Origin of the sequence: Sphaerisporangium viridialbum (genome assembly GCF_049674955.1) — a bacterium.
GTDB lineage: Bacteria > Actinomycetota > Actinomycetes > Streptosporangiales > Streptosporangiaceae > Sphaerisporangium > Sphaerisporangium viridialbum.
In genome coordinates this window covers 6,353,453-6,368,448 of record NZ_CP187232.1, presented here as the reverse complement: position 1 = coordinate 6,368,448, position 14,996 = coordinate 6,353,453, and the positions used below count along the sequence as shown (strand labels likewise).

Annotated in this window: 17 protein-coding genes; 3 read left to right on the top strand and 14 right to left on the bottom strand. The window is 68.0% G+C overall.

The window, feature by feature from the left end:
• Positions 1 to 16: 16 nt before the first annotated feature.
• From ACOZ38_RS28590 to ACOZ38_RS28540, 11 genes are all read right to left on the bottom strand, one after another.
• Positions 17 to 859, bottom strand: coding sequence for a class I SAM-dependent methyltransferase (locus tag ACOZ38_RS28590; protein ID WP_424534255.1), 843 nt, complete (start codon positions 857 to 859; stop codon positions 17 to 19).
• 56 nt (positions 860 to 915) lie between these two features.
• Positions 916 to 1,842, bottom strand: coding sequence for a DUF2797 domain-containing protein (locus ACOZ38_RS28585; protein ID WP_424534254.1), 927 nt, complete (start codon positions 1,840 to 1,842; stop codon positions 916 to 918).
• Between the two features lie 32 nt (positions 1,843 to 1,874).
• Positions 1,875 to 2,570 carry a dTMP kinase gene (locus ACOZ38_RS28580; protein ID WP_424534253.1) on the bottom strand — a complete coding sequence of 232 codons (696 nt, stop codon included), beginning with the start codon at positions 2,568 to 2,570 and terminating at the stop codon, positions 1,875 to 1,877.
• Entirely contained in the window at positions 2,567 to 3,664 is a 1,098-nt protein-coding gene (locus tag ACOZ38_RS28575; protein ID WP_424534252.1) for a hypothetical protein, read from the bottom strand. The genes ACOZ38_RS28580 and ACOZ38_RS28575 overlap by 4 nt, the downstream gene beginning before the upstream one ends.
• Positions 3,661 to 4,482, bottom strand: a complete 822-nt coding sequence (locus ACOZ38_RS28570; RefSeq protein WP_424534251.1) for a hypothetical protein — start codon at positions 4,480 to 4,482, stop codon at positions 3,661 to 3,663. Before ACOZ38_RS28570 ends, ACOZ38_RS28575 begins: the two co-directional genes overlap by 4 nt.
• On the bottom strand, positions 4,482 to 5,126 hold the full coding sequence (gene folE / locus ACOZ38_RS28565) for a GTP cyclohydrolase I (RefSeq protein ID WP_424534250.1): 645 nt from the start codon (positions 5,124 to 5,126) through the stop codon (positions 4,482 to 4,484). The genes ACOZ38_RS28570 and folE overlap by 1 nt, the downstream gene beginning before the upstream one ends.
• A 54-nt stretch (positions 5,127 to 5,180) precedes the next feature.
• The gene (locus ACOZ38_RS28560; RefSeq protein ID WP_424534249.1) at positions 5,181 to 5,924 is read right to left on the bottom strand and encodes a 7-carboxy-7-deazaguanine synthase QueE; all 744 of its coding nucleotides are present in this window, start codon (positions 5,922 to 5,924) and stop codon (positions 5,181 to 5,183) included.
• Positions 5,921 to 6,331 (bottom strand): 6-pyruvoyl trahydropterin synthase family protein, encoded by a 411-nt coding sequence (locus tag ACOZ38_RS28555; protein WP_424534248.1) that lies wholly within the window; start codon positions 6,329 to 6,331, stop codon positions 5,921 to 5,923. The genes ACOZ38_RS28560 and ACOZ38_RS28555 overlap by 4 nt, the downstream gene beginning before the upstream one ends.
• 379 nt (positions 6,332 to 6,710) lie before the next feature.
• The gene (locus tag ACOZ38_RS28550) at positions 6,711 to 7,031 is read right to left on the bottom strand and encodes a hypothetical protein (RefSeq protein ID WP_424534247.1); all 321 of its coding nucleotides are present in this window, start codon (positions 7,029 to 7,031) and stop codon (positions 6,711 to 6,713) included.
• Positions 7,032 to 7,102: 71 nt separating this feature from the next.
• Positions 7,103 to 7,351 carry a hypothetical protein gene (locus ACOZ38_RS28545; protein WP_424534246.1) on the bottom strand — a complete coding sequence of 83 codons (249 nt, stop codon included), beginning with the start codon at positions 7,349 to 7,351 and terminating at the stop codon, positions 7,103 to 7,105.
• A 437-nt stretch (positions 7,352 to 7,788) separates the two neighbouring features.
• Positions 7,789 to 8,208, bottom strand: a complete 420-nt coding sequence (locus ACOZ38_RS28540; RefSeq protein WP_424534245.1) for a hypothetical protein — start codon at positions 8,206 to 8,208, stop codon at positions 7,789 to 7,791.
• A 176-nt stretch (positions 8,209 to 8,384) separates the two neighbouring features.
• Here ACOZ38_RS28540 and ACOZ38_RS28535 point away from each other — a divergent pair, with 176 nt between their 5' ends.
• Complete coding sequence (locus ACOZ38_RS28535; RefSeq protein WP_424534244.1) at positions 8,385 to 10,172, top strand: ElyC/SanA/YdcF family protein; 1,788 nt, start codon at positions 8,385 to 8,387, stop codon at positions 10,170 to 10,172.
• Entirely contained in the window at positions 10,114 to 10,899 is a 786-nt protein-coding gene (locus ACOZ38_RS28530; RefSeq protein ID WP_424534243.1) for a WbqC family protein, read from the top strand. The genes ACOZ38_RS28535 and ACOZ38_RS28530 overlap by 59 nt, the downstream gene beginning before the upstream one ends.
• Before the next feature lie 266 nt (positions 10,900 to 11,165).
• On the opposite strand, the gene ACOZ38_RS28525 is transcribed toward ACOZ38_RS28530, so the two are convergent.
• Together ACOZ38_RS28525 and ACOZ38_RS28520 are read right to left on the bottom strand one after the other, a co-directional pair.
• Entirely contained in the window at positions 11,166 to 11,648 is a 483-nt protein-coding gene (locus ACOZ38_RS28525) for a hypothetical protein (protein ID WP_424534242.1), read from the bottom strand.
• Positions 11,645 to 12,421: a tyrosine-type recombinase/integrase gene (locus tag ACOZ38_RS28520; RefSeq protein WP_424534241.1), complete on the bottom strand. Its 777-nt coding sequence runs from the start codon at positions 12,419 to 12,421 to the stop codon at positions 11,645 to 11,647. The genes ACOZ38_RS28525 and ACOZ38_RS28520 overlap by 4 nt, the downstream gene beginning before the upstream one ends.
• Positions 12,422 to 12,898: 477 nt before the next feature.
• On the opposite strand from ACOZ38_RS28520, the gene ACOZ38_RS28515 reads away from it, so the two are divergent.
• Positions 12,899 to 13,246: a hypothetical protein gene (locus ACOZ38_RS28515; protein WP_424534240.1), complete on the top strand. Its 348-nt coding sequence runs from the start codon at positions 12,899 to 12,901 to the stop codon at positions 13,244 to 13,246.
• 282 nt (positions 13,247 to 13,528) lie between these two features.
• Here the strand turns inward: ACOZ38_RS28515 and ACOZ38_RS28510 are convergent.
• Positions 13,529 to 14,994 (bottom strand): IS3 family transposase gene (locus tag ACOZ38_RS28510; RefSeq protein ID WP_424534239.1). Its coding sequence is split into 2 segments (ribosomal slippage): positions 13,529 to 14,655 and positions 14,655 to 14,994, totalling 1,467 coding nucleotides; the frame shifts between segments, so codons are not numbered across the junction.
• Between the last annotated feature and the right edge of the window lie 2 nt (positions 14,995 to 14,996).

The window sequence follows — 14,996 nt, the reverse complement described above, 5'->3', positions numbered from 1 at the left end:
TCGGCAGGTTGCTGGGTCACAGCCGGCCCCCGGGGCGCTGGGCGACGACGACGAGCCAGCTCGTGACGGTCGGCGCGTCGGGGCTGGTCTGGGCGTACGCCTTGGCGAGGATGTCCATGCGCTGGGCCTGAGTGAAGTCGCCGTCCGGGCGGGCGAAGACGGGGATGGACAGCCACGCCTTCTTCTCCGCCATGGTGCTGTGCTGGGCCGTGACCTCGGTGTCGACCACGGTTAGCCCGGCGGCGGCCAGCTGCTCGGTGATGGTCTCCGGCGACAGCTTGGGTCCGTCCCGGTCGGCCGCCGGAGGCGGGGTGTAGCCGTAGTCGCGTGCGGCGATCTGGCGGATCAGCGTGTTCAGCGAGGGGCCGGTGCGGCCGGTCTGCTCGTTGGGGTGGGTCACGTCGGCGAAGCCGCCGCCGACGTTGAAGACGAACCGGCCGCCGGGCTGCAGGACGCGGCGGACCGCGGCGAACACCGCCGGGGTGCTCGTCTTCCAGATCGCCGAGTTGCACACCACGGCGTCGACGCCGCCGACTGGGGCGTGTTGGGCGAGGTCCTCGGCCGGGGCGGTCACCCATGACAGCCGCGGGTCGGTCAGGGTGCGGCGGCCGATGCGCTGCATGGCCGGGGCGCTGTCGAGGGAGATGACCCGGGCGTCGGCCGGCCCCAAGGCGAGGATCGCCTCGGCGGTCGCGCCGGTCCCGCCGCACAGGTCGACTACCAGACGGCTGTCGGCGAGGTGGGCCCGGCGGGCGAGGTCGCAGCTGGTGGAGCTGTACATGGGGTGGGCGCGGGTGAACGCCGCGTACGCCTCGGCGGTGGTGTCCTCGTCCCAGCCGAGGAGAGCATCCTGGGGCATGGTGTGTCTCGCTTCGCAGGGAGGGCCTGCCCGGTGCAGCGGGGGCGGGCCGGGGGTCAAAAGAGAGAGGCCTGGACGGCGGCGGCGGGCGAGGTGAACGCGCCGCCGAGGGTGATGCGGCGTCCCTTGAGCGTGCCGAGGTCCAGCAGGTAGCCCAGGTCGTTGTCGCTGTCCGACACGACGAGGACCTGGGAGCCGATGCAGGAGAGCGGAGTGAAGCCGTGCTCGCCCTCGTCCACCTCGTGCGGGTACAGCGCCCGCGCGCCGCCGGGGTTGCGCAGCTGGTCGCCCTCGTGCGGCGGGGTCCAGGCTTCCAGGACGGTCGCGGTGCCGAGCTCGGCGAGCGTCTTGGCCGCGCGGTCGACGGTCTTGCGGTGGGCTTGTTCGGCGGTCGGCAGGTCGGCGAGGTCGGCCAGGGCCTTGAGCTTGGCCGTTGCCCGGACGGTCTGGGGGATGCCCAGGTGGCGGGTGAGGGCATCTTCGAGGTAGCGCACGGTGCGGCCGTCCGGACTGTGGGCCAGGTAGGTCGCGAACAGCGCCCCCTGTTCGTCGAGGCGGGAGCGCTTGCGCGGCTCGGCCGCGGTGCCGACCTTGGTGGTGCCGTCGGCGAAGGTTGCCGCGTACAGCCAGTGCGGCTGGGCCATGTACCGCTGGAGTGCTTCGGGGGCGTGGCCCCCCTGGTGGAACTGGTGGGCGAAGCGGAAATCGTCCCGTCCCGCGCACCGGGTGCACTGCCCGCTCTGGACGGCCGGTGCGCGGTCGGGGCAGGCGAGGGCCTCAACGCGGACGGTGTCGGCGAACTGGTACCGGCCGGTGCACCACCTGCCGGTACCGGTCACGCGGAAGCCGAGGCGCCGGTTCATGAACTCGGCGTAGACCAGCGGCCCGCCGGGCAGGGGGGCGAGCAGCAGCCGGGGGTCCCCGGTGGCCCAGGTGATGCCGTGGCAGATGTACTCGCCGCTGTCGGGAAGGGGCACTGGCATGGTGCGTTCCTCGGGAGATGGGACGGGCGCCATCAGACGGTGAGCTGGAGGCGGTCGGTGAGGGCGTCGGCTGCGGTCTTGAACACGGTGTCGCGGTCCATGCTGGTGACGTCCAGGGACAGCCAGCCGCCGCGCTCGCCCTGCTCCTGGAGCTGGGCGAGGACGGTGCTCTGGTAGCGGATGAAGTCCTCGTCGCCACTGCCAGAATGGCCGGTCTCGAGGGAGGTGAACTCCCCCTTGCGCCGCAGGGCTTCGCGGGCGCCGATCCGCAGGAAGATCACCAGGTCGGGTTCGGTGAGGTGGGCGAAGACCTGTTCGGCGAGGTGGGTGGGGACGTCCGGGTTGACCGCGTACCGAGCGAGGATCTTGTGGTGGGCGTTGTCGAGGATCACGTGGGTGCCGACGGCCAGGGCGGGCCGGATGACGAGCTTGTCCTGGAGGGTGTACCAGGCGGCCAGCGCCAGCAGCCAGTAGTGATCATCGCACGCCTGGGCGACGCGTGCGTCCCGGCGGTAGACCAGCGCGTTGAGGCGGTCGAGGTAGGCGGACAGCTCCGCGTCCATGGGGACTTCGGTGCTGTGCTTGCCGACGAGGATCGCTGGGTGTCCGGCGTCGTTGAGGGCCTGGTGCAGGCGGGCGGCGAGGGTGGACTTGCCGGCCCCGTCGATGCCGGTGACCGTGATCTCCCGCCCGCGTGCGGGGGCGGCGGGGTGCGCTGCGATCGTCATGGTCGACTTCCTCCAAGGGTTCGGATCGGGCGGCCGGCCAAGCGGTCCGCGATGATGCCGCGGATCCGGTCGATCAGGACGGCGCGCCGCCGGATGACATCGCCGTGACGCTCATTGGACAGGTCGGCGGGATAGTGCTGGGCCAGGTTGTTGGAAATGACGTGGAGGTAGCCGAATCTGATCCCCGCCTGGAGCGCGGCCGCCCCCATAGGGCCGATCTCCGGGTCGACGAAGGCGTACTCGGCATGCTTGGCCAGCCAGTCACGGTTCTCCAGCAGAATCGACGCGGAGGTGACGTGAAGGCCGCTGTGCACGCCGTGCTGGGCGGCGGCGAACTCACCGAAGAAGTCGTCCCAGGTAACGAGAGCACCGCCGACGAGGCTCTCGTTGCCGGTGGCGAGGAGCGTGTTCGGCACGATCTCGGGGAACAGCGCCCCGACCTTGCCGACGTAGACGACGTCGCGGGCGCCGAGCTCAGCCAGGCGCGCGACGACACGGCCGGCGACATCGCCCCAGATGCTGTGCAGGAAGCCGAGGTAGACCACCCGGCGGCCGTGCACCACGGCGCGCTGCCAGGCGTAACCCTTTCCGCGGGTCCACACACCGTCGTCGGGGGCGAGGTGCTGAAGGCCCCAGCCGACGATCACGAGATCGCCGCCCAGATCGAGGTCGAGCCCTTCGACGGCCGCGCGGCACGCCGCCTCTTCGGGCGGCCGGTAGGTGACGGTCCCGGCTGCGCGACCGGTCATGGCCAGGTAGGTGGTGATGATCAGCGCGTAGTGGTGTACGTAGTCGGCGCCGGGAAACGCCTTGATGACCAGGTCACGGCTGTGGACTTCGGCGGTGGGCCGCTCGATGTTGAACAGCTTGCCGGTCTTCTCGTACCGAGAGATCACGGCCAGGCGGTCGTAGCCGCCGACGACGCGGATGCTGTCCCAGTCCTGGTCCTGGATGAGGTGGTGGATCTTGATCTGTAGGTAGCGCAGCAGACTGTCAGGGCCCATGGTGTGCCCGTCGACAGGGATCGGGGCCGCGCGCAGCAGCCCGTGCCCACCTGCGGCGCTGGCCCGCAGCGGGTCGGACAGGAGGCTCATGGGAGGACCTTCGCGATCTGCACGCTGCTGCCGGCCGCTTGCCGTACGACGGCGATGTTCTGCCGGATCAGGTCGAAGCGGTCCTCGGGGATCGGGCCAAGCTTCTCGATACGGGGCGTGCTGGGCTTCTCGTAAGGGCCGCCCGGCGACATGGCGATGCCCAACGCGCCGAGGATAACCGGGGCCGCGCCGTCCACGGAGGCGATCCACTCGTGCTCGCGCTGCTCGACCAGCTCCAGATGCCCGGTCCAACCGAGGCCGAGCAGCCGGTAAACGATCCGCTCCTCGAGCATGCCGCGCTCCTCCAGGTAGCGCGTGGCCGCCCAGCGGGTGCGGCACAGCTGCTCGGCGGGGTCCGAACGCCGGGAGGCGGGCAGGGCGATGGCGCCGACGTAGTCGCTGGAGACGAGCGAGTCGTACGTGCGCAGCCATTCCTCGTCGTCCGCGGCGTGCAAGACGGCGCATAGCCGGAAGGCGTCTCCGGCCAGGTCACGGATCTCGTGGGCGGCCTGCTCGCTCACCTTGAGGGTCGCCGGGCCGTCCCGCATGACGTCGGGCAGGATGATCTCCCGGGCCCCGACCGCGTGGCCCGCGTTGACGAGGTCGGCGGCCGGCAGTGCGTGCCCGAGATCGAAGACCCCGTTGTCGACGATGATTTCCGCGCCGCGCTCGGCCTCGTGGGCGAAGAACGCCCGGTAAGTCTCGTCGGACAGGACCCGCTGGGCGGCGACGTGGTGGACGCGGGCAGGGTCCTGCGCGACGAAGGCGTCCAGGTAGTCGGGCGGGGCGATGACGGAAAAGTCGATGCTCTTGGCCATCACATGACCCCCCACTGCGCGGCGGCGACGGTAAGGAACTGCTGCGAGAGGACGGGGTCGGTCTGGAAGCGGCCGCCGGCGTGCAGCGTGGTGGTGCGGGCTTGTTCCATCCGCACGCCGCGCATGCTCATGCACAGATGGGTGCCGCGGACGGCGACCGCCACATCCTTGCTGCCGATCACGCCGACGATGTCCTCGGCGACCTGCCGGGTGAACCGCTCCTGTACCTGGAGCCGTCCGGCGTGCCGCTGCGCGATCCGCCCGAACTTCGACAGGCCCACCACTTCGCCGTTGGGCACGTATCCGGCGGCGACTTGGAGGTGCATGGGCAGCATGTGGTGTTCGCAGAGGGACCACACGCTCATGCCGCCGACCACGACCAGCTGCTCACCCAGGCGGGTCTCGGTGAAGCACGTGGCCGCCGCCGCTGGTTCCGGGGACAGGAAGGTGCGCCACCAAGCCGCGACCCGGGCGGGCGTGTCCGCCAGGCCCTCCCTTCCGGGGTTTTCGCCGAGCGCGGCCAGGAGTTGGCCGACGAGATCGGCGACGCGCTCGGTGTCGACAGGCTTCGGGGCCGACAGACCGGTCTGCGGCGGCAGGACCGCGTTCTGATCGGCCGGCGGGCTGTACACGGCGTTCGTCATGAACGTCGCCTCGCTTCCAAAGGCTGGGGAAATTGGGGGCCGAGCAGGGAGCGGTCAGCGTCCGCGGGTCTCGGCGAATGCCAGGACGTGCAGACGCGGGGTGAAGAGCCACTGGCGGGCCGCGACGGCGTCCGCGAGCGCCCGGGTGGTCTTGATGAGGCCCTCGGCCGTGGTGCCCTCCGGCATCACGTACACCGGGGCCAGGCCGTACCGGTCCACGATGGAGCCGATCTCATCCAGCTCCGGCACCGTGCGGGTGACGAACTTGAACACCGCCCGCCCGCTATCCGCGAACACCTCCAGCGCCGCAGGCACAATTCGCTTGTCCTCGGCGACGCCGGAGTTGCCGAGTTTGGGGGACACGTTGAAGCGCACCCCGTCGACCAGCAGCGCCGAGTCCGGAACCAGGGTGCCGTTAGTCTCGAACTCGACCTGCTTGCCTCCCGCAAGCAGGCCCTGCACCAGGGGGATCAGAGCCATCTGCTGGATCAGCGGCTCACCGCCGGTGACGACGACCAGCTCGACCGGCGACGCGAGCGCCCAGGCGAGCAGATCCGCTACAGTCCGCCTCTTCGACTCCTTGCGCGGATCGAACTGCTTCCAGTCCCATGTGTACTTGGTGTCGCACCAGTCGCACGTCAGGTTGCACCGCGACAGCCGGATGAAGAGGGCTGGTACGCCGCTGCTGGGGCCTTCGCCCTGGAAGGTTGGCTTGGTGACGCCGAAGCACTCGGCGATGAGCAGCCAGAACTCCTCATTGCTCGCCGTGGGCGCCACGTCGGCGCCAGCGGCTGTCATCGCTGCTCCACGTCGAAGCGAGCCCAGCTGCGCGTCGTCTCGCGGACCCGGACAGCGGTCAGTCGGCCGGGGATGTTCGGCTCGATGTTCTGGATGAACCATCCGGCCAGGTACTGGGCCAGGTGCTCCGAGGTCGTCTCGAAGGGCAGGATCTCGTGCAGGTTGTGGTGGTCGAGTTGGGTGTCCAGGAATTTCTTGAACGGCGCGAGGTCCCCGAAATCGGTGACGAAGCCCGGCCCCACCAGGGCCTGCGCGGTGAGGATCACCTCGACCTGGTAGCTGTGACCGTGCTGTTGCGAGCATTTGTGCCCAGGCGAGAGGCCAGGCAGCCGGTGCCCGGCCTCGAAGTCAAACACCTTGCCGATGCTGTGCCTGCCGGACGGGAGCGGTACGGAACTAATGTCCATGACTCTCCTTGATGAGGTGAGGTTCGGCGGTTGGACCAAGCCCATGGGCTTTCCCAGCCCGGATAGGTCTGCTCCAGCGCGGCGAGGCTGACGTTGGTCTTGTGTTACTGGCGTTCCTTGGGGCTCCCGGGTCGGGATCGTGTGTTCCTGCTTGGACGACGCGGGCGGGCCTTGTAACGACTCCGACCGGGCCCGCTTCATGCACCACGCCGGTGTTCAGTGGCACCGCGCGAAGCCAGGGTCCGGGCGGGGCGGCCGCTGGCGGGTCTGCGACTGCGACTGAGTAGTTTGGCCAGCCATGGCCATCTCGGCTGGGTATCAGCCTGGTCTGGCAGCCACCAGGGATAGGCGCCTGGGACGATGAAGGGGTGGCCTTCTGCTACTGTCTGCCATTCGATTCCGGCCCCGGGTCTGCGGCTTGGCCAGGCAGCGGGCTGGCGGACTGACGCTGGCGCTCGGACGACCAGATGCCGTCGCGTGGGGTAGGCCCGCGCCAGCCCTCAAGACGGAGCTGCCGGGTTCGCTCGTGCAGCCACCCCTCCACCTTGCCGGGCGCGAGTTGCACGAGCTGGTTGAGCAGCATCTGGCCGTGTGTCCCGTGCTCGTGCTGCTGGTGGATGAGCCTGGGAGAGACGAGGATCACGAAGTGCTCCTGCTTGCCGTCCACTTGACGCGTCCAGACAAGTGAGCTCTCGGCCACGTGGCACTCCTCGAGGGGGCGGGCTGGGTTACAGACAGTTGGGCGGGCGGTGGTGCGGCTGACGGCCTCGCCTACTTGCGCGACGGGAGCATCCGCTGTGCGGGCAGGGCACGCATAGCGATACCGATGAGTACGGGGTCCGCGGCCACCATGCAGTTCCACAGCTCCTCCGGCGTCTTGGCCCTGACTCTCACCGCCCGGTCGGGGTCCGCGGCGAAGTACGCGGAGAAGCGGCGGCTCCAGGGCTCCCACATCGCCATCCACCGGCCACGGGTCGCCTGCCAGTGGCTCTTTGCGTACGCCCGGGAGGCCGCATCCAAGGCGGCGTCGCTGGGCGGCGGCACCGCGACCGTGGAGCCCTCCGGCCCGGGAGAGCCTGCCTCGCCCCGGCCGAAGGGATCTGGAACGGCACGAGCACCGCCGTGCCGTTGAGTTGGAGGCTGCCCTGCGCCGATCGTGAGCCCAAGGGCGTCAAGGGAGCCATGGGGATGATGCCGGTTTCGCGCCGGTGCGGCGGCATGAGGTCCTCCGGCAGGTCGGGAGTCGGTGGGGGGGCGCGGGCCGGGCAGGTGTCCGGGGAGGGCACGGTGCCCGGCCCACGCCAGGTGTGCGGTCCGGCGGGAGAGTGTTCATCCGGGCCCGGCCGCACCGGGCGTGGCGTGCAACGGACTGCGCTCCGCTGCTCCGTGGAGTGTGGGTTGCCACGCCCCGGTTCATAAGGCGACTGTTTCGTGCTGGTAAGGGCTGTCGAGCGCGGTCATGGGGTCGGCCGCAGATGGCGTGACGATTTTCCGCCACGCGGGTATCGCAGCGCTGTGGAAGGGGCGGCCGTGCCGTGATCACGCACGCCACGAACAAACAGCAGCCGCGCTCCGATCTCCTGTATCTGCTTTCGGCGGCGGCGTGCGACCTGCCGACTCCCCAGGTGGTGGGCTGTCGGCAGGACGACAGCGTAGGCGCCGGACAGAGCCAGCACGTCCAGCAGCCCACTGAACGCGGGATCGTCCGCCACACCTTCGCGGCCCGTGAAGATCCCGCATAGCTGCAATTCGTGCGCGTGGGAGTACTGGTCGATCGTGACCGCGAGAGCGGCATGTCTGTCAGGTGAGTACTGCCGGAGCTGCATGTAGCCGTAGACGATCGGGCCATCCACTTCACGCTGTTCGGTGATCCACAAGGTAAGCCGTCCTTGCTGAGACCGGGACTCGCAGACCGCGTCACAACTGAGCGGCCTGCCCTTTGAGCATGAGAGAACGCCGCCGATCTGGAAACGAAGAGGTGTTGTACTTCTGTTGCACTTGCGTGCACGCGCAGCACCGCCACGTGTTTCCATGACCGTGGAAGGGAGCAGCCGTGACGACTGTGCACCTGTGGACCGGCCTTGAGGCCCGTGCTCTGCGTCGCGCCCTGCGGATGAGTGTCCGCGTCTTCGCTCAGCACCTTGGCGTGGCTCCTCGCACAGTCGCCAAATGGGAGCAGTTCGGCGCTGACACCCAGCCTCGTCCGGACACGCAGGCCATCCTCGACACCGCGCTGGCCCGCGCGAACCCGGCGGCCCAGCTTCGGTTCGAGACCCTGCTGGCAGAATCGGACAGGGGCTCCGATCGCGGCCTGCGGGTCACGCATGCAGGGCCGCGCACCTGGGACTACGAGACCTGGACCGACGACCTCGACCGGGTCGTGGTCGCGCTCAGCCGGCAGAACTTCGGCTTCGCCACCGACCTTCTGAACAGGTGGCTCACCCTCTACCCGCCGCAGACCTTGGATGACAAGGGGCTGTACCTGTACGCGCGCTCCACCGCGCTGCTGGGAGACCTCCACCGCGATCAAGGGGCGATCATGGGGCCGCTATCTGCTCACCGTTCCTACATCAACGCCCGCTCCATATACACGCAGCTCGACATCCCCCGCCGCGTCGCCCAGCTCGACCTGTCCCTGGCGGTCGTGACCGAGATGTCTTCCCAACTGGAAGAGGCCGGCCGTCTGTATGAGGCGCTGGCGGTCCATGACCGGCTCTCGGCCCGCGACCGGACCCGCGCGAGGCTGTGGGTCGGGACGGCACTCAGCAAGGACGGCAAGCACGAGTACGCCGCGCGCCTGATGTCGACGGCGATTCGCGAGTTCGAGATGCTGGGCGAACCTGAGGACTGGTCAGTGGCACATCAGAAACTCGCCCTCGCCCACCGCGGCGCCGGGGACCTGACCCAGGCGTTCCGGCTCATCGACATCGCCCGCGGCACCGCAGTGACCGACGCCCCCATGCAGCGCGTCCGACTCGAAACCGCCTACGGGCACATTCTGATTTCCGACCGGGCCACAGTGGATGATGGGCTGGTGATCCTCAACCAAGCCGCGCGAGAGGCCGCACAGCACGGCCTCGTGCACCAGTTGCGCAGCATCGAGGAGATCCAGGAGTCCATCCAGAGGGAGGAGCATCCCCCTCTGCTACGGCGATCAGGGAGCAGGCGAGTGAGCGTCAACCAGCAGACTGTCATCACGGACGAGCAATGGAAGTACGCCCGTACGATCTGGGACTACCACCAGATGGGCCACTCGCTGCGCCACTGTGATGTGGCGATAGGTCTGGGCAGTCACGACCTGGGCGTGGCCACTGCGGCGGCCAAGTTGTACAAGTCCGGGTGGTTCCCACTGCTTGTCTTCTCCGGAGCCACCAGCTCTACGACCGCGGAGCGCTTCCCCCGTGGTGAGGCTGTCCACTACCGGGAGCATGCGCTGGAGCTCGGAGTCCCCGACGAGGCGATCCTGCTAGAGACGCAAGCCGCCAACACCGGCCAGAACATCACCTTCAGCCGGCAGACCCTGGCCGACGCCGGTGTACGCCCCAGCCTGCTAATGCTGATCTCCAAGCCGTACATGGAACGGCGGGCGTACGCCACCACCCGCAAGGTGTGGCCCGACGTCGAGGTTGTGTGCGCATCAGAGCCGATGACCCTCGACGACTACGTAACCTCGATCGGCGATCCCAAGCTGGTCATCGACATGCTCGTGGGCGATCTCCAGCGGGTGATCGAGTACCCCAGCCTCGGCTACGCCATCGAGCAAACCGTCCCTGGAGAGGTGCATGACGCCTACAACTCTCTCATCCGAACCGGTTTCGACAGCAGGCTTATCGCTCCCTGACCTGCCGCCGCCAGGCGGGCTATGCGCGATCCACCAACCGAACCTGTTCCCCAGGCTCGCCACCCTTGCCAAGCTGGCCACCGCCGACTACTGGATCGTCCTGGACGACGTCCAGTTCGCCCGGCGCGACTACCAGCACCGAGTTCGCCTCGCGGCCCTCGACAACCCGACACGATGGCAGTGGCTGTCCATCTCCACCCACCTGCCGCACGGCCGCTCCACCCTCATCGGCCAGGCGCGCCTGGCCGACCCCACCCGATGCCGCCGCCGGGTGGCCCAACTGCTCGCCGACTACTACCGGAACAGCGACCACTGGCCGGCCTTCAAGCAGCAGCTCGGGAGCATGCTCACACAGTTCGAGACCACCGACCGGCTGGCCGACGTGGCGGAAGCATCCACCCAGCTGCTCCTACGAGCAGTCGGGTGGACAGGCCAGATCATCCGAAGCAGCGATCTGCCGTCGCGCAACGGCAGATCCGAACGGCTCGCTGACCTAGCTCGAGCTACAGGGGCGAGCACTTACCTCTGCGGGACCGGCGGAATGCGATATCTCGACACGAAAGCGTTCCGCGCCCATGCGGTCGAGGTCCAGCCCTTTCAGGCGCCATTGTCAGGGATTTGGGAATCTGCTCGCAAGCTCAGCGCCTTGCACGCCCTCATGCTCATCGGGCCGCAGGCACTCAGCCGCGAGTTGGGAGACTTGGCCACCCTGACCCGCACGCCATGAGGAGGCAGCGCAGAGCTAATGCTGGCCTGTCGGCGCGGAGAACCCCTTGGCGCTGAACGCCTGTCCCGTGGCACCGGAAGGCTTGCAGGGCCGGGGAGGTTAGCACCCCACCGTGCGATCGATCTCCCGGCCCACACGAAGTCGCCGAACTCCAAGCCATGTGCCTGGTTGTGGGGGCACCGCAGTGTTCGCCGAAGATCGGGCAGATATGGGCTGACAGTTTGCCGACTAGCATGATCCGGGGTGGTTGCGTCGATCAAGAGCCGTCAAACGCTGTCTCCCCGGCGCACCACTCCGAAGTCCAGCGGAGGCTGCTTCTTCCTCCGGCGCTGGGCGCACAGACCGTTCCAACGCATGCTGTGGCGGTGGCAGAGCCGCAACTGCTTGCTGCCCGCAGGGCGGTCCGGGCAGATCCGGCAGGGGACCTTGCCCGTCGAACTGGGCGCAGCGTCTCCGGGGCCGGCGGTCTGCATGAACTCCACAAGGTTGCCGCCCTCCTCGCGTTGCCTCATCCATTCGGCGCGGTGGGCATGGCAAAGCTCCTCGCCCAGTCCTGGCGCCCGCTCGCATTGATCCACAGCGCACATCCACCGATAGGTCGGGTGGTCTGCGGGGATCCGCACGATCTCGTCCCTGAACACCGGGTCAAGGCTCAGGCCGTTGATGAGAGCGGTGAGCAGCTCCAGCCGGTCGCCACTTGTCCTGTCCGGTCGGCTGACGACGGGCAGGAGCCGGCCGACCGCGGTCACGTGAGGCCCCAGACCTTGCGCAGCGCGCCGTCGAACACCGGGTCGTGGATGTCGACGTGAGCGTAGATCTCGTCGACCACCGCGGTGGACGCCCATCCGTCGGCATCCCGGGCCACCAGCAGGTTCCCGCCGGAAGCCTCGAGCACGGCGCTGGCGAACTCATGCCGGAATCCGTGCGGGCGAATCCTGCCCAGATCCGCTCGTTTACCCGCCCTGCTCAGCATGCCGCGAGCCCCGGCAGTCGTCCAAGGCTCCCCGTGATCCGGCCCATGCAGCTGGACCAGCAACATCCCGTGCGCGGCCCCGGGCGGGTAATCGCTGGTCATGTACTCGAAGTAGGTGTGGATCACCGCTGGGATGACTCTCTTGATCAGCCCGCCGCGCACGATCCCGTCCTCGACCGACCAGGGGTACTTCGTCTTGGCCCGGGCCTCGTTCGGGTTGAGCTCCGGATGACAAACGTGAACATGCGGGGAGTGGCACTCGCCGCAGCCCGCTCGGTCACGAAGATGCAGGTCCGCCAAGTGAAGTCCGCACAACTTACCAATGCGGAAGCCGCCGTCCGCTAGCCACGTGACCGCCAGCCGATCACGAGCCGTGCGCACCGTCTCAAGCAGCCGATCACGGGCGCCTTCCGGCTGCATCTTGGGATGTCGGCGGCGCACCCTCCGCGCGGCCAGCGGGTTGGCGGGCAGATTTTGGGTCACGTGCCCGAACAGTGCCCGGTTGCCGATCGGCCTTGGTCGGCAGCCGAGTGCGCGCAAGCTGCGCATCGAGTTCCTCGTTGACCCCCAGACCGGCCTGGTGGAGGTAGAATCCCTTCACCGCCGACGCCGCCGTCGACAGAGTCTCCGCTCCGTAGGGCTTCTTGCCGACCCGCGGCTCGCCGTACGAGCCTCGCACCTTCGCTCCGATCGCAGCCATATACCGCTGGAGATCCGATAGCGACACCGCTTCCAAGGCCAGCGCTTCCCGCTCTAATCACCGCAGGTGATCCACCAGCAGGTACGCATACGTTCTCTGTGTCCCGGACTTCCTCGTACGTCCGCAGGAAACGATCAGCCTCCACATGGACCGCGCCCTCCGGCCACACGATCGTGTACGACCGTCCCCCATCAGAACGACGAACGTCCTGAACCCTCAAGTTCCCAAGCACAAGCCGCATGCCGAACTCCCCGACAGCACGTCACGAACGCCAAGAACTCGGAAGGTTAACCACTCACAGAGATCGACATAGGCGAGTTCACCGAATGTCACGTACCAGTCTGGTTACGCTCAGTAAAGTCGCGGCCGAGAAGGACACGCTCCGGGTGATGTTCACCTCGTGGCTGGTCGACCTCGGCATCCCGGTGCTGGTGGTCCGCGGGTTCGGCAGTCAGTCCTACGTCGATGTCGTGCGGGACCGCACCCGGGCCGACCCGCGACGGCCGGTGCTGCTGTACGTGGGCGATTTCGACTGCTCGGGTGCCGACATCGAGCGGGAACCAGGACGGGCATCCGTCCGGCAGCCAGGCAGGACGGTTCGCCATCTCAGCGGGAGCGGTCGACTGAGCCCTGGTGCTGACGGCGACAAGAGACCCGTCGACCGCCTGCTCTAACGCACAGTCGGTCTCGGTCCTCAGATCAGTGATGGTCATCTTGTTGTGCCATCCTCGCGGTTTCGAACTGTTGTCGCATCGTGCCTTAGTGTTACCCCCGCCGTTGAGAGATTAGGACTCTTGCACTGTCTTGGTTTGATCTCTGGCGCGTTGATCACGGTGTGAGCCTCTCGAACAGCTTCAACCTGATCGACGACGCCGACCTGGTCAGCTTGACGACAGGATCGCGCTGTTACTGGCCGAATCGGAACCTGTCAATTTGATCAAGGCAGCTGAGATGGTCTAATTCTGTGTCAGCTTTTCTTGTTCGTCCTTGTGGTCGAGGTTGTTGGGCTTGTTGATCCATGCCGGTCCGGGAAGGTCGGGCGGGGTGGGCATGCCGCCGGAGGCGAACCGCTCGGGATGGGTGGCCTGGGCGGCGACCAGGATGCGGGCGCGCCGATCGCGGACGATGTCGGCCTGGCCGTAGTGCACGTCGGCGGGATGGTGGTAGCCGATCCCGGAGTGGTAGTGATCGTGGTTGTACCAGGCGTAGAACTCCTGGCAGAAGACGCGAGCGTCCTGGATCGAGCCGAAGTGGCCGGGGATGGCCGGGCAGTACTTCAGTGTCTTGAAGCTCGCTTCGACGTGCGGGTTGTCGTTGCTTGTCTTGGGACGGCTGTGCGACTTGGCCACGCCCAGGTCGATGAGCAATTCGGCGACGGTCTTGGACTTCATCGACGAGCCGCGGTCGGCGTGCAGGGTGAGCGTGCCGGGGTCGATGGCCTGCTTGGCCGCCGTGGCCTTGATGAGCCGCTTGGCCAGCTCGGCCGACTCGCGAGAGGCGACCATCCAGCCGACGACGCAGCGACTGTAGATGTCGATGATCGTGTACAGGTGGTACCAGACGCCTTTGCCCGGGCCGCGCAGCTTGGTGATGTCCCAGGCCCACACCCGGTTGGGCGCCTCAGCGAACAGCTCGGGAATCGTCTTGGGCGGATGGGTGGCGTGACGTCGCCGATCACGGCCGACCTCGCCGTGCTCGCGCAAGATCCGGTACATCGTGGACTCAGAGGCCAGGTAGGTGCCCTCGTCCAGCAACGTGAAGTACGCCGTGGCCGGCGCCGCGTCGGCGAACCGCTCGTTGAGTACGGTGCGGACGTGGTCGCGCTCGCCCTGCGATAGCGCCGCGGGATGTGGCTTGCGTGGGGTGAGCGGGCGCGTGGGAGCGGGGCTCCTGCGGTTCTTGCGGTACCAGTTGGCCTGTGGCACCCCGGCCGCCGCACATGCCTTGCGACGCCCGAGCAGCGGGGTCAACTCCTCGATCGCCTCGGCTTGGGCGGCGTCGATGAGCTCGGTCACTGCTCGCCCCGACTCGTCGAACTCTCGCTGCCGGTGGCGAGCTGATCCAGCAGCGCGAAGAGCTTTCCCTGCACCTCGATCACCTGGCGGGTCTTGCCGAGTTCGGCACGCAGCCGCTCGACCTCCCCCTCCAGCTCCCCGATCTTCTTATCGCGCGGGTCGGCTTTGGGGCGAGCGACCGGCCGGGCCAGCGCCTCGGCCGCGCCGTGGTCTCGGGCCGTCCTCCAGCTGGAGATCAGCGATGAGTACAGGCCCTCCCTGCGCATCAGCGCGCCTTTGCCGGCCTTGTCGAGCTGGTCGTACTCCTCCAGGATCCGGGCCTTGTACGCCGCCGAGTACCGGCGGACCGCTGCACGCTCACGCACCTGCGGGTCAGGGATCTGCGGATCCGATTTGCCTGCTCCCACGA